8 protein-coding genes are annotated in these 14,610 nt (G+C 72.8%); 5 read left to right on the forward strand and 3 right to left on the reverse strand.

Features of this window, described 5'->3' with window-relative positions; genetic code table 11:
* Positions 1 to 353: 353 nt before the first annotated feature.
* Complete coding sequence (locus GTY67_RS27750) at positions 354 to 947, reverse strand: TetR/AcrR family transcriptional regulator (protein WP_161280665.1); 594 nt, start codon at positions 945 to 947, stop codon at positions 354 to 356.
* A gap of 107 nt (positions 948 to 1,054) precedes the next feature.
* Here GTY67_RS27750 and GTY67_RS27755 point away from each other — a divergent pair, with 107 nt between their 5' ends.
* Entirely contained in the window at positions 1,055 to 1,999 is a 945-nt protein-coding gene (locus tag GTY67_RS27755; RefSeq protein ID WP_161280666.1) for an SDR family oxidoreductase, read from the forward strand.
* 391 nt (positions 2,000 to 2,390) lie between these two features.
* Here GTY67_RS27755 and GTY67_RS27760 read toward each other — a convergent pair whose 3' ends face one another.
* Positions 2,391 to 3,485: a mannose-binding protein gene (locus GTY67_RS27760; protein WP_161280667.1), complete on the reverse strand. Its 1,095-nt coding sequence runs from the start codon at positions 3,483 to 3,485 to the stop codon at positions 2,391 to 2,393.
* A gap of 285 nt (positions 3,486 to 3,770) precedes the next feature.
* On the opposite strand from GTY67_RS27760, the gene GTY67_RS27765 reads away from it, so the two are divergent.
* The 4 genes from GTY67_RS27765 to GTY67_RS27780 all read left to right on the forward strand — a co-directional run bounded on the left by GTY67_RS27765 (position 3,771) and on the right by GTY67_RS27780 (position 10,486).
* Positions 3,771 to 4,436, forward strand: coding sequence for a type VII secretion system-associated protein (locus GTY67_RS27765; protein ID WP_093692231.1), 666 nt, complete (start codon positions 3,771 to 3,773; stop codon positions 4,434 to 4,436).
* Positions 4,433 to 5,782 (forward strand): ricin-type beta-trefoil lectin domain protein, encoded by a 1,350-nt coding sequence (locus GTY67_RS27770; RefSeq protein WP_161280668.1) that lies wholly within the window; start codon positions 4,433 to 4,435, stop codon positions 5,780 to 5,782. Before GTY67_RS27765 ends, GTY67_RS27770 begins: the two co-directional genes overlap by 4 nt.
* A gap of 148 nt (positions 5,783 to 5,930) precedes the next feature.
* Entirely contained in the window at positions 5,931 to 9,242 is a 3,312-nt protein-coding gene (locus GTY67_RS27775) for a right-handed parallel beta-helix repeat-containing protein (RefSeq protein WP_093692227.1), read from the forward strand.
* Entirely contained in the window at positions 9,239 to 10,486 is a 1,248-nt protein-coding gene (locus GTY67_RS27780; protein WP_161280669.1) for a S8 family serine peptidase, read from the forward strand. Before GTY67_RS27775 ends, GTY67_RS27780 begins: the two co-directional genes overlap by 4 nt.
* Positions 10,487 to 10,542: 56 nt before the next feature.
* On the opposite strand, the gene eccCa is transcribed toward GTY67_RS27780, so the two are convergent.
* A complete protein-coding gene (gene eccCa, locus GTY67_RS27785; RefSeq protein ID WP_237502932.1) occupies positions 10,543 to 14,550 on the reverse strand; it encodes a type VII secretion protein EccCa in 4,008 nt (1,335 codons plus the stop codon).
* Positions 14,551 to 14,610: the final 60 nt, after the last annotated feature.

The following is a 14,610-nucleotide window of genomic DNA, read 5'->3' on the forward strand; positions in this document are numbered from 1 at the left end:
TGTACGTTACCAATGCTTCGTCACCACTGAAGTGTCGAGGGGTGGGACACGGTGGCAGCCGGGCCGGGGGTCGAGCTTCACGGGGGTGAGCTCGGCCCCCGGCCCGTTCGCCGCCTGACGCCATCGACTGGGGGCGGGGCTGCGGACGTTGCGCCCGGGTGCGTCGCCGGTTCAGGCCGAGGTGTCATGGGGTGCTCCGTGGCAGGGAGGGGTGGCTGCCCTGTCCCGCGGCTTGAATGTCGGCCCTGCCGGGGTCCTGAAGGGCTCGGGCACCGGGCCGGGGTCCTGGTCGGCCTCGGCTTTCGCGTTGTACGCGTCGATGCGCTGGTTGTACGCCGTCACTGCGATACGGGCTACTCGGGCCTGCAGTGGCGCACGATGGATTCGATCACGTCGTCCAGGCCCGGCCCTGCGGCCTCGGGCGGCAGCACACCGCTCGCGGCCAGACCGATGTATCCGTGCAGCGGTGCGAAGACCGTCAGCGTGACGCGTTCCAGCGGCCCCTGGCGCACCTCGCCCCGGCGCTGCCCGTGGCTGACCAGCTCGAGGAACTGCTCGCCCCACCGGTGGGCGGCCATGCCCAGCGCCGTGGACGCCTCGGGGCTGTGCTTGGCCGAGAACATCAGGTCGAGCAACGCGGCATCGCCCGTGGCGAAGCCGACGTAGGTGCGGGCCACGGCATCCAGCCGCTCGGCGAATGTCTCGCCCGCATCGTCCTGGGCGGTGCCGATGGCCTCGATGAGCCGCTCGAAGCCGCGCAGCGCCAAGGCGTCCAGCAGGGCTTGCTTGGTCTTGAAGTGGCGGCTGGGGGCGCCGGGACTCACGCCGAGGTCGCGGGCCAGTTCCCGCAGGGACAGCGCGTCCGATCCCCTCTCGCGCACCGTCTGCTCGGCCCGATCGAGCAGGGCGGCGGCGAGATCTCCGTGGTGGTACGGGCGTTTCTTCACGCCTTCAGCCTAGACGCACACTGCCCACATTGTAGTCGTTGCATACATTGTGATCGTTGCATACATTGAGTGGTAGGGGTAGAGCCACCACGACCGCAGGAGCACTCATGGCACGCAAACACATCAACAGCGCCATTCCCGACCTCTCCGGGAAACGTGCCGTCGTCACCGGAGCGAGCGACGGCATCGGACTCGGGATCGCCGCCGGACTCGCCGCCGCCGGGGCCGAGGTGCTTCTGCCGGTCCGCAACCCGCGCAAGGGCGAGGCCGCGATCACCGGGATCAGAGAGGCGGTCCCGGGAGCGAACGTATCGCTCCACGCCCTCGACCTGTCCTCACTCGACTCCGTCGCCGCCCTCGGCGAGACCCTGCGAGGGGACGGACGCCCGATCCACATCCTCATCAACAACGCCGGCGTGATGACCCCGCCCGACCGGCAGACGACCGCCGACGGGTTCGAGTTGCAGCTCGGCACCAACCACCTCGGCCACTTCGCCCTGGTGGCACACCTGCTGCCACTGCTGCGCGCCGGACACGCACGCGTGACCTCGCAGATCAGCGTCGCCGCCAACAGCAACTCCATCAACTGGCAGGACCTGAACTGGGAACGCTCCTACAAGGGCGGTCACGCCTACAGCCAGTCGAAGATCGCGTTCGGGCTCTTCGGCCTCGAACTCGACCGGCGCAGCCGGGCCGGCGGATGGGGCATCACGAGCAACCTCTCCCACCCCGGCGTCGCCCCCACCAGCCTGCTCGCCGCACGCCCCGAAATCGGTCGCGACAAGGACACCATGGGCGTGAGGCTCATCCGCGCCCTGTCCGCCCGCGGCATCCTGCTCGGGACCGTCGAGACCGCGAAACTTCCGGCCCTCCACGCCGCGACGGCCACCGACGCCCAAGGCGCCCGCTTCTACGGACCGAGCGGCCCCGGACACCTCGGCGGCCCCCCTGCCGAGCAGAAGCTCTACACCCGCCTTCGCAGCACCGAGGACGCCCAGCGCATCTGGGAAGCCTCCGAAGAGCTGACGAAGATCTCGTTCCCCACTGGCTGAGAGGCCGTACACACCTCCGCATACGGACGGGAAGGGGCCCGTCAGTGCTCATGTGCATGGTGAACCTGACGGGCGCCCAGAACAGGCGCCGCGTTGGGGCGAGGTGGCCGCGCACCCCAACGCTCCGCCGACGCCGAAGGACATCGGCGACTGTGTGAACGAGTGAGGTGATCCGCTACGAGCGCGAGCGCGTCGGTGACCTGGTCCACGTCGACGTCAAGAAGCTCGGCCGTATCCCGGTCTGCGGCTGGTGCATGAACGGCTTGGGCACCGACGCGGCCGGGCTGGTGCCCGGCTCTGCCGGTTCTTCGTGCTCAGACATGGTTCACATCACCACATCCGCAATGCGGCAGAACGACGTGGCCCTGCGGCCGTCCCGTCGGCCGGTACGTCAGGTCGACCAGACCACCCTGCCGTTGTGCACGATGACCACCTTGGCGTCGGGGCGCAGGACCAGTTGGGCGCCGCCGAAGTCGTGGGTCTTGGAGGCCCAGATCGGGCGGTCGTCGCCGTTGTGGATGACCAGGTTGCCGTCGGGCTGGAAGATCGCCCGGTGGTTCTGGCCGAAGGTCATCGCGGCCCAGATGGGCTTGTTCTGCTCGTTGTAGACGACGAGGTTGCCGTCCTGCTGCATGGTCATGCGGATGCGGTTGGTGGCCCAGGACTGGCCCACCCCGATGGAGCTGGTCGCGGAGACCGTCTGGGTGCCCCAGTTCGGCTGCGGGGCCGCCTTGGGCTTGGCCTTCGGCTTCGGTGAGGCCTTCGGCTTCTCGGCGGGGGCGCTCGTCCTGGGCTCGGGCGCGGGTGCCACGGGCACCGGGGCGGCCTTCGGAGGGGTGATCTTCTTCTGCTCGGTCGGGGACGGTGTGGGCTTCACCGCCACGTAGTCGTCCAGGGCGGCCGGGGCCGACTCCGGGTTGAGGACCGTGTCGGCGCTGCCTGCGACCGGTGCTGTGCCGGTGTTACGGGGCTCCTCGTCGTTCGCACTGCCCATCAGGAGCACGGGGATCGCGACCAGGGCGGCGCCCACGAACACGGCTCCCGCCAGGACCGGCGTGCGGGGGCGGCCCTTGTCGGCCGCCGTGATCGTCTTGGTGGCCGGCTTCTCGGCGACGGCCGTTGCCAGCGCGATGCCCTCCGTGCGGCCTTCGGGTGCTTCTTCGGCTGTCTTCGCCGTGGACGTGGACGAGGGCTCCGACGTGGGCTCGGACTGAGCGGCGGCCGTCGGAGGGGCCTCGGTGTCGGGCGTGGCTTCTGCCGACGTCTGGGGTTCCTTGGGGCCCGCTGTGGCTTCTGTCGAGGCCGGGGGGCCCTGGGCGCCGGCCTTCTCGGTCTCGGCCGCAGTCCGGGGCTTCTCCGTCCCGGCCGTCGCGGCGGCCGTCGGAGGCGCCTCGGCCGGGTCGGCGGGCTGCGACGGCGTGGGGCCGGGCTTCTCGGCGGCGGCTGCCGCGGAGTTGGTGCCGGGGGCGGGGGGCTCGGGGGGCATGCGCTGACTCCTCCTCGGGGGCGTGCCCAACGTAGCCCGTCGGGCGAGCGGGGGAGACGCCTCACCTGGATACGCCTCCGTCGCTTTGTCATCCCACGCCTCACTGGTCCCGGAAAGTCCCTCGCTCGGGCAGTGAACGGGCACGTCGACGGCAGATACGGGCACCTCGCCGATCCCCGTGAAGAGGGCTCGTATGACATCCTGTTGGCTTCCCGATCTGATCGCTGCCGACGGTGGGCCTAGGCCGTCCGGCATTCACAAACTCGTACGGAGCCAAGAGTTCAGGTGGAGATACCGCTCGGAGAGCGGCAACAGGATGGGCAGAGCGTCCCGTTGGCCCTTCCGGATGCCTCCCTGGTGCCGGAAGCCGTGAAGGACGCTGCCCGTCGTGCGCCGGGCCACTGGATCGGGATCGTCGATCCGGAGTGGACGCAGGCGCGGACGCCGCCGGAGTGGGCCGTGCTGGGGGAGTGGCAGTCGGACGCGAGCGGGGGCGTGGGCGAGTACCGCGCCAACCCCGCCTACCGTCCCTCGGCCCGCGTCCTCGGCTGGCCCGAGCCCACCGATCCGGTGGACGCGGCCGCCCAGCGCGCCGCCACCGGGTACGGCACGGTGGACGAGGCGCTGGCCGCACTCGCGGAGGCGGACGTCACCGTCGTACGCGGGCCGGACGGCGGGCCGCTCATGGCCGCGGGGCGGGACGGGGCGCCGGTGGTGCTCCTGTTCACCTCGCCCACCCACGCATTCATGTCCGCGGCACTTCACCATGACACCGTGTCCGCCAGGGAGCTGGCCAGGTCGGTGGCGGCCACCGGCGCCCTGTTGTCGGTCAACTCCGGTGCCGCGGCTCCCCTGCTCGTCCCGGCCGACAGCCTTCCCGGCGCTGTGAACGAAGCCGGTGGCTCCGACTCGACCGACCCCTGGCCCCACACCACAGGGAGGAACCCGTGACGCGTTCGTCGTCCCAGCAGACCCCCGCCTCCCCGGAGGCTCGCGCGGAGTCCGGCGCCGAGAGTGAGGGGGCGGCCGCGAACCCTCCTGCGGGCGCTGCCCCCGTCGCTCCCGGCGCGCCGGACGCGGCTGCCGCGCCCGACTCCACACCCGTACAGGCGAAGACCGAGACCGTAGCCGGTCAGGCCGCCGAGACCGGGAAGCCCGAGAAGCCCGGGAAGCCCGGGAAGCCCGAGAAGCCCGGGAAGGCCGAGAAGCCCGAGGAGTCGGGGAAGGCGGAGGAGTCCGAGAAGGCCGGACAGGGCAAGCGCCCGGACCCTCAGGCCGCCGACCCTCAGGCCCCCGACTCCAAGGCCCTTGCAGCCACCGCCCCCGACACCCAGGCCCGAACCCCGGACACCACCCCCGAAGCCGACCCCGACCCCAGTGCCTCCGCCGCAGCCCAGAGCCGGCTCCCCGCCCTCGTACGGACCATGTCCGCCACCGCCATCGGCCAGCCGCAGCAGGAGGCCGGTCCCGTGGGCAGGCCCGGCAAGGCCGCGCTCGCGGGGGCGGCCGTCGTAGGGGCGCTGCTCGTCTCCGTGCCCTTCCTCGTGCTCGCCGGGAACAACGACGACGGGCCCAAGCAGACCAACGCCGCCGCGGCCGGGACCGTCCTCGACGGGAGCGGGCCCGAGGCGCCGGGTGAGTTCGCCGTCACCGCGCCCGAGACCAGCGCGCCCGCCGAGGACAAGAAGGGCGAGGCGGAGAAGGACGAGGGGAAGGCGGAGAAGGCCCACAACGCCGTACCGGCCATTCCTCCGGCCGCGCCCTCCGGCGACGGCGGCAAGGAGGCTAAGAAGGACGACGCCCCCAAGGCACCGCCTAAGAAGGCCGATCCGCCCAAGGCGCAGCCCAAGGCGGAGAGCGGCGGCGCCAAGAACCAGCCCGCCAAGGCCAAGCCCGCCGTCACCTTCAGCGGGCCCGTCTCCTTCCGCAGCCACCTCTCCGGCCGCTGCATCGACGTACCCGGCCACAACTTCAACGACGGCCAGCCGCTCTTCATGTGGGACTGCAACGGCGCCGACGCCCAGAAGTGGCGTTACGGCTCCGACGGCACCATCCGGGCCAGGGACAAGTGCCTGGACGTCGCCAACGCGAACTTCAACAACGGCACGCGCATCCAGCTCGCCTGGTGCAACGGTTCCGCCGCCCAGCAGTTCGCCCTGAACGGCGCCCACGACCTGGTCAACACCGTCGTCGGCAAGTGCGTCGACATCCCGAACCACAGCAAGGGCAAGGGGCCGGAAACGTACCTGGTCCTGTTCGACTGCACGGGCAACGACAACCAGAAGTGGAGCACCTGACCCGGAGGTCCGGAGGCCGGGAGTCCCGCTCCCGGCCTCCGAGCGCCGCCCCGGGCCAGGCATGATGGCATCGCCGGGGACGCCGAACCGCGTCCTGGGCGAAGAGGGGCGTCCGGACAGGACGCCGCCGTAGCGAGGAGGTTGGTGCGTGTCGCGCCAGGTACTGTCGGTCGGCCCCGGGGACCGCTTTTCGACGATCGGCGAGGCGCTCGCCGCCGCCCGCACCGGTGCGCTCATCAGCGTCCGGCCCGGAACGTACGCCGAGAACCTGGTGATCCACACCCGGGTCACCCTCACCGCCGCCGAGGGGCGGGGCACGGTGGAGATCCGGCCGCGTTCGGGCAGTGTGATCGCGCTGCGCGCCGACGCCGTCATGGTCTCCGAACTCACCCTGCGCGGCGGTGACTCCGAGCTGCCCGCCGTGGATGTGCGGCGCGGGCAGGCCGCGTTCGACGGGTGCGAGATCATCGGCGCGGCCTGGACCGCGATGCTGGCCGGCGGGACCGGTTCCCTCGCGCTGCGGGAGTGCCGGGTGAGCAACCCGCAGGGCGCGGGTGTCGTCGTGACCTCCACCACGCCCACCACCGTGGAGTCCTGCACCCTGGAACACCTCGGCACCAGCGGCATCGTCCTCGCCGAGCAGGGCGAGGCCCGTATCCGCGACTGCACGGTACGCGGCGCACGGGGCAACGGCCTCCTGGCCAACGGCGAGACCCGCGGCACCGTCGAGGACTGCGACATCTCCTCCACCGACAAGCCCTCCATCGCCCTGGAGGACAACTCCGCGCTCTCCGTCGTCCGGACCGTCGTGCACGACACCAGCACCGGCGTCCACCTGAGCACCGGGGGCCGCACCACCCTGGAGGACGTCCGCGTCACCGGCGCCTCCGGCAACGGCATCGTCCTCGCCGCGGGCACCGACCCCGTACTGCGCCGCTGCCGCGTCTCACGCGCACGCGGCCACGGGCTGTTCGTCACCGACCGGGCGCGCGGCACCTTCGAGGACTGCTGGGTCGACGGCGCCCAGGGCGCGGCCCTGCGGGTCGCCGGGGCGTCCTCCCCGGCGCTGACCGGGCTGACCGTCCGCGACTGCGAGGGGATCGGGCTGCTCCTGGAGGAGGACTCGGCGCCCGAGCTGGACCGCCTGGAGGTGATCGGCTCCTCGCCCGCCGTCGCCCTCCAGGGCGGTGCCAACCCGCTGCTGCGCCGGGCCCGGCTGGTGGAGCCCGCCGGTGACGGCATCGCGGCCACCAAGGACGCCCGGGGCCGCGTGGAGGACTGCGAGATCGTCCGGCCCAAGGGCGCCGGTGTACGGGTGGCCTCCGGCTCCACCCTCTATCTGGCGGGCGGTGGGGTCTCCGACACCGCCACCAGCGGGCTGCTCGTGGAGGACGGCGGCAACGTCACCGTCCGCGACTTCCGCGTCGAGGTCTCCGGCGAGGAGGGCGTGGTCGTCGCCGCCGGCGGTGAACTGACCGCCAACCGCACCACCGTCCACGCCCCCAAGGGCCACGGCTTCCTGCTCCGCGAGGGCGCGCTCGCCTCGCTCAGCGGCTGCGAGGCCAACGGCGGTGCCCAGGACGGGTTCCGGGTGGAGTCCACCGCACCCGTCTCCCTCGTCAACTGCACCGCCCGGGAGAACGAGGGCGGCGGCCTGGTGCAGACCGCGCCCGGCGACCGGCTCGCCGTGGACGGCCTGAACAGCGTCTCCAACGGCAAGCGGGACGCCTGGGGCAGCGGCAGCGCCGAGAACACCGACCCGGCCGGTTCCGGCGCCGCCGACGCGCCCCCGCCGGACCGCGCCGACGGCCCGCTCGGCGCCCTCAACGCGCTGATCGGCCTGGAGAACGTCAAGCAGCAGGTGCGTACGCTGGTCAACCTCACCCAGCTCGCCCAGCGCCGCGAACAACTCGGCATGCCCGCACCGCCGATGAGCAGGCACCTGATCTTCGCGGGCCCGCCCGGCACCGGTAAGACCACCGTCGCCCGCCTCTACGGGGCGATCCTGGCCGAGCTGGGTTCGCTGCGCAGCGGCCACCTGGTCGAGGTCTCCCGCGCCGACCTGGTCGCCCAGGTCGTCGGCGGTACGGCGATCAAGACCTCCGAGACCTTCCAGCGGGCCCTCGGCGGCGTCCTGTTCATCGACGAGGCGTACACGCTCACCGCCGACAGCGGCAGCGGCGGCGCCGACTTCGGCCGTGAGGCCGTGGACACGCTGCTCAAGCTCATGGAGGACCACCGCGACGACGTGGTCGTCGTCGCGGCCGGGTACTCCCGGGAGATGGAGTCCTTCCTCAGCTCCAACCCGGGTCTGGCGTCCAGGTTTTCCCGGACCGTCGAGTTCGAGAACTACGCCGTGGACGACCTGGTGGCGATCATGGAGAGCATGTGCGCCCAGCACCAGTACGAGCTGGGGGAGGGGACGGCCCAGGCGCTCGCCGCCCACTTCGCGGCCATGGACCGGGACGCCGGATTCGGCAACGGCCGTGCCGCGCGCGGCGTGTTCGAGGAGATGGTCGACCGGCAGGCGATCCGGCTCTCCTCCCAGGCCCAGGTCAGCGAGCACGATCTGCGGCTGCTGCTCCCCGATGACGTCTCCGCCACCGCCGCCGCCTCGGCCGCCGAGACCGCCGCACCGGCCGACGACCCGCTCACCCGCCTCGGCGACATGATCGGCCTCGCGGAGGTGAAGCGGGAGGTCGCCGACCTGGTCAACCTCATCACCACCGCCCGCCACCGCGCCGCCGCCGGGCTGCCCGTCCCCTCGCTCAGCAACCACCTGGTCTTCACCGGCCCGCCCGGCACCGGCAAGACCACCGTCGCCCGCCTCTACGGCGAGGTGCTCACCCAGCTCGGCGTACTGGAACGCGGCCAGCTGGTCGAGGCGGCCCGCGCCGATCTCGTCGGCCGGTACATCGGCCACACCGCCCAGTTGACCCGCGAGGTCTTCGAAAGGGCCCGTGGCGGCGTGCTCTTCATCGACGAGGCGTACACCCTCACCCCGCGCGGCGGCGGCGCCGACTTCGGCCAGGAGGCCGTGGACACCCTGCTGAAGCTGATGGAGGACCACCGCGACGAGGTCGTCGTCATCGTGGCCGGATACACCGACGAGATGGAACGCTTCCTCGCCTCCAACCCCGGCCTCTCCTCCCGCTTCCCCCGCCGGATCTCCTTCGCCGACTACTCCTCCGAGGAGCTGGTCACCATCGTCCGCGCCCAGGCCACCGCCATGGGGTACGAATGCGGCCCCGGCACCGGGCCGCTGCTCAAGGAATACTTCGACGCGGTACCCCGCGACCGCTCCTTCGGCAACGCCCGCCTGGCCCGCCAGGTCGTCGAGTCGATGGTCACCCGCCAGGCGGGCAGGCTCAGTTCGCTGGCCGCGCCCACCCTGGACGACCTGCGCATCCTGCTCCCGGCCGACGTCGCGGCCGCGGCCCCGAAGGTGGTGCCCCAGTGAGGCGCACGACCCGCCTGCTGTACGGGGCCTGCCTCGCCGCCGCCCTGGTGGTGCCCGCGGCCGTGCCCGCCCAGGCCGGGCCCCTCTCCGGTATGCCTGGAGTCCTCCCGGCCGCCGACGGGGCGAAGGGGCAGGAGCTGCCCGGCATGCCCGCCGCACTCGACCCCCGGGCCGAGGAGGCCGCCTGCACCCCCGCCTCCAAGGAGCGGGCGAAGAAGCAGGACTGGTCGCGGCAGCGCCTCGACCTGGACCGGCTGCACCGGCACACCACCGGGGCGGGCGTGACCGTCGCGCTGATCTCCACCGGCGTCGACCCCGCGGCCGAAGGGCTCAACGGGCGCGTCACCGCCGAGGGCGATGCCGCCGACGACTGCGTCGGACAGGGTACGTTCCTGGCCGGGCTGATCGCCGGGACCGGCGGCTCCACCCCGCTCCTCGCCGGGGTCGCCCCGGACGCCAGGATCCTGGCCCTGCGCGGCACCGACCGGCGCGGGCAGCCGGACCCCGCACTCGTCACGGCGGCGGTACGGGCCGCGACCACCGCCAAGGCCGACGTCATCGCGGTCGCGGTGGCCCTCCCGCGCAAGGACACCGCGCTCACCCGGGCCGTCGCCGAGGCCCGCAAGGCCGGGGCGGTGGTGGTCGCGGCGGCCACCCCGGAGCCCCCGTCGCGGGGCTCGGCCGACGAGATCCCCTCCCGTACCTACTGGCCCGCCGGTGAGCCCGGGGTCCTCGCGGTCGCCGACATGCTGCCCGCCGGGGCCCGCCCGGACGGTGCGCTGCCCACCCCCGACGTCGACCTGGCCGCCCCGGGCGCCGGAGTGGTCTCCGGCGGGCCGCGCGGCAAGGGGCACTACCTGGGCGGCGGCGTCGCGGTGGCCACCGCCTACGCGGCCGGGGCGGCGGCGGCCGTCCGCGCCACCCACCCCGACGACGGGGCCGTCGCGATCACCCGGCGGCTGACCGCCACCGCGTACCCGGCCGACCTCCCCCAGCTGGACGCCTACGCCGCCGTCACCACCGTCCTCGGCGGCCCGGCCGCGCCCGCCGCCGGTGCCGAGCGGGCCGCCGAACCCGTGGCCGTACGCGACACCTCCGCCACCGAGCGCGCCACCGGCCGGGCCACCCTCTTCGTCCTCCTCGGGTCGGCCGGCGTCCTCTCCCTGCTCTGGGCCGGTTTCGCCCTCACCCGGGCCCGCGCCCGGGGCTGGCGCCCGGCCGGGGCGGGCCCGACCGAGGGCTGAACGCGAGAGGCGCCCTCCCGCCGGGGGAGGGCGCCTCGGCTCCGTAACCCTGGCTCCTACTCCACCAGCGCCGTCTGCACCAGCCGCGGCTTGCGGCGCTGGATGTGCAGGGCCCGGCCCGGCGGCAGGTTGAGCGGCTTCGCGTTGCCGAAGAGGCGGCCCTCCGTGGGCGGGCAGGAGAGCAGGACCGCCGGGTTGTTGGCCTCGTCCAGGCGGCGGATCAGCCCGTCGCTGAGACCGCGTCCCGCGCCCATGGCGCTGCGGGCGACGACCAGGTGCAGGCCCATCTCGAAGCCGAGGGTCAGATTCTCGAAGACCGGTTCGAAGGGGCTCTGGAAGGAGTTCCCGGAGACCATGTCGTAGTCGTCGACCAGGATGAACAGGCGCGGGCCCGTCCACCAGTCGCAGGTGCGCATCCGGGCGGGCGAGATGTCGGCCCCGGGCACGCGGGTCTTCATCGCGCGGGCCGCGCCCTCGATGGTCTCGTTGAGGTTGTCCAGGGAGATGACGTGCCCGATGCGGTACTCCTCGGGGATGGCGTCGACCAGGGTGCGGCGGTAGTCCACCGCGATGATCTTCGCCTCCGAAGGGGCGTACCGGGTGGTGATGCCCTTGGTGATCAGCCGCAGCAGATTGGTCTTGCCGCTCTCGGTGTCGCCGACCGCGATCAGGTGCGGCGTCCGGCTGAAGTCGTGCCAGACCGGCTCCAGCGCGTCCTGGTCGAGACCGAGCGCCACGCGCATGCCGCCGCCCTCGGTGGCCTCGGGCGCCGGGAGTTCGGAGAGCGGCAGGCGGTGGGGGAGCATCCGGACCTGCGGGGCGGACGGGCCGGACCAGTGCCGGCCGATCTCCGCGACCAGATGGGCGACGCCCTCGCCGAGATCCTCCAGCGAGCCGCTGCCGTCCAGGCGGGGCAGGCCCGCGAGGAAGTGCATCTTGCTGTCGGCGGTGATGCCCCGGCCGCCGGTACGCGGCACCGAACGGGCCTTACGGGTGTCGATCTCGGAGTCCATCGGGTCACCCATCCGCAGCTCCAGGCGGGTGGCGGCCTGGTCGCGGACCTGCGCGGACAGCTCCACCCAGCGGGTGGTGGTGATGATCAGGTGGATGCCGTAGTTGAGGCCCCGGGCGGCCAGTTCGTTGAACTTCGGGATCAGGTCGTCGTAGTCCTGGCGGACCGTGGACCAGCCGTCCACCACCATGAACACATCGCCGAACGGCTCGTCCGGGAACTCCCCGACGGCCCGGCGGCGCCGGTAGGACTGCATGGAGTCCAGCGTGTGGTCCACGAAGAACTGCTCACGGCGGGCCAGCAGCGCCATCACCTCGGCGACCGCACGGTGCACCCGCTCCGGGTTGAGCCGCGCCGCGACCCCGCCGACATGCGGGAGCGCGGCCAGCTGGGAGAGCCCGCCGCCGCCGAAGTCCAGGCAGTAGAACTGGACTTCGGCCGGGGTGTGGGTGAGCGCCAGGGCGGCGATCAGCGTCCGGGCGAGCGTCGACTTGCCGCTCTGCGAACCACCCGCGACGGCGACATGGCCGCCCGCCCCGGACAGGTCCACGATCAGCGGGTCACGCCGCTGCTCGAACGGCTTGTCCACCAGGCCGACCGGGACCCGCAGCTTCCCGGTGCCCGGCCAGCGCGCGGCGGTCAGGCCGCGCACCTTGTCCGGCGCGATCCCGGGCAGCAGCGCGTCCAGCGGCGACGGCTCGTCCAGCGGCGGCAGCCACACCTGGTGGGCGTCGGGCCCGGAGCCGCGCAGCCGCTCCAGCGCCACATCCAGCAGCGCCTCCTCGTCCTCGGCCTCCTCCGTCTCCGGCTCCGGGTCGGGCGGGGTCTCCAGGGTGCGGGGCACCACCCACCCGCTGGTCCACGGCACCACCTGGCTCGCCACCCGGGCCTGCACCACCGCACCGGTCCGACGCCGGTACGTCCCCGAGGAGTACGCGGCACGGAACCGGGTCAGGGCCTCCACCCCGGACTTCAGGAACCCGCTGCCGGGCGCGGCGGGAAGCTCGTAGGCGTCGGGCACGCCGAGCACACCCCGGCTCTCCATCGCGGAGAAGGTGCGCAGCCCTATCCGGTACGAGAGGTGGCTCTCCAGCTGGTGCATGCGCCCCTCGTCCAGGCGCTGCGAGGCGAGCAGCAGATGCACGCCGAGCGACCGGCCGAGGCGGCCGATCATCACGAACAGCTCCATGAACTCCCGGTGGGTGGAGAGCAGTTCGCTGAACTCGTCGACCACCACGAAGAGGCTGGGCAGCGGCGCCAGGTCGGCCCCGGCGGCGCGGGCCCGCTCGTACTCCAGCGCCGAGGTGTAGTTGCCCGCCGACCGGAGCAGCTCCTGGCGGCGGATGAGTTCACCGTGCAGGGCGTCCTGCATACGTTCCACCAGGGCCACTTCGTCGGCCAGGTTGGTGATGACGGCGGAGGTGTGCGGGAGTTCCTCCAGGCCGAGGAAGGTGGCGCCGCCCTTGAAGTCGACCAGGACGAAGTTGAGGGTCTCCGAGGAGTTGGTCAGCGCGAGACCGAGGACCAGGGTGCGCAGCAGCTCGCTCTTTCCGGAGCCGGTGGCGCCGATGAGCATGCCGTGCGGGCCCATACCGCCCTGCGCGGACTCCTTGATGTCCAGCTCCACCGGGCGGCCGTCCACGCCGACCGCGATCGGCACCCGCAGCCGGCCGGAGCCGGAGTGCCGGGCGAACAGGGTCTGCGGGTCGTGCCGGTGCAGGTCGGGGATGCCGAGCAGGGTGGTCAACTCGACGTCGGTGTCCAGCGGCTGTGCGATGTCGGTGCCCAGGCTCATCCGGCGCGGGGTGAGCAGCCGGGCCAGCGACTCCGCGCCGAGCGGGCCGAGCCGGTCGGGGCGGCCGAGCGGCACCGAGCGCTCCTTGCGGCTGCGGTCGGTGCGCACCAGGTTCACCTGGTCGGGGCCGACGGTCAGGCGCAGCGTGTTGCGGCCGGGCCGCCAGCGCAGCGCCCCCGACACATCGAGGATCAGGGCGTTGCGGTAGCCGTGGCCCTCCCAGCGGTGGCCCTCCGGGACGTTGACGCCGTCCAGCACGATCACCGTGTACGGCTCGTCGCGGCCGGGGCGGGCGTCCGGGTCGAAGCCGGGGCGCTCGGCGAACTCGGCGCCGAGCAGGTCGTCCAGCTCGGTCAGGTCGGCGGTGATCCGGCGGGCCTGGCCCGCACCGTCCTCCTCGTGCGGATCCAGCACGTGCGGCAGCCACTTGACCCACTCCCAGTCGGGCCGCCGCTCGTCGCTGACGCAGAACGCGATCCACAGCTCCTCGGGCGCGTGGAACACCGCCAGCTGCCCCAGCATCGCCCGCACCAGGGCCCGTACGGCATCGTGCTCCGGGGGCTGGGCACCGGGCGTCTCCCCGTCGGGTGCCTCCTCCGGGCGCAGCAGGATCCGGGCCGAGGAGCGCAGATAGAGGCCCAGCGGCTGCTCGGGGATGGTGGAGTAGGCGCGGATGAAGCGGCGCAGGGCGTGCGCGCAGAGCGGTTCAAGGTCCTCGACCGGGCGGGTGGAGACCGGGTTCAGGGTGAGGGCGAGCTGCTGTTCACCGACCGCGAGCCGGACCTCGCCGAAGTCCTCGTCGGCCGGGCGCCGCTCCCACAGCCGCGAGGTGCGGGCCAGCGAGCGGAGCGAGGCCGGCTCGGGGTGGCGCCAGGCCAGCGCCCGCTGCTGCTCCGCGATGGTGGTCCGCACCCGCTTACGGGTCTGCGCCAGGTAGCGCAGATAGTCGCGGCGTTCACCCTTGAGCCGCTGCTTGCGCTCGCTGGAGCGGCGCATCAGCTGCCCCAGCAGCATGGCACCGGCGGAGAGCGCCATGACGCCCATCGCCAGATACATGAAGACGCCGTTCCCGCCGCCGGGGCGCAGGAACATCAGCATCATCGACACCGACATCAGCGCCATCGGCAGATAGGTCCACACCGCCGAGGTGTCGGGCACGGTCTCGGCGAGGACCGGCGGCTCCTGGAGGGTCAACTGCCCCTCGGGCATCTCCGGCCCGCGCCTGCGGGCCGGGCGGCGAAACAGCACGACACTCAAGGAAGAGAACCTCCGGTTCACTGTCTTTCCGGCCGCTCCGAATACCGGCGCACCCGGAAA

This window comes from Streptomyces sp. SID8374 (assembly GCF_009865135.1).
In the GTDB taxonomy this organism is placed as follows: Bacteria; Actinomycetota; Actinomycetes; order Streptomycetales; family Streptomycetaceae; genus Streptomyces.

Coding starts and splice junctions, on each gene's coding strand:
- GTY67_RS27755 (WP_161280666.1), top strand. CDS start 1,055: ATGGCACGCAAACACATCAACAGCGCCATTCCCGACCTCTCCGGGAAA.
- GTY67_RS27760 (WP_161280667.1), bottom strand. CDS start 3,485: ATGCCCCCCGAGCCCCCCGCCCCCGGCACCAACTCCGCGGCAGCCGCC.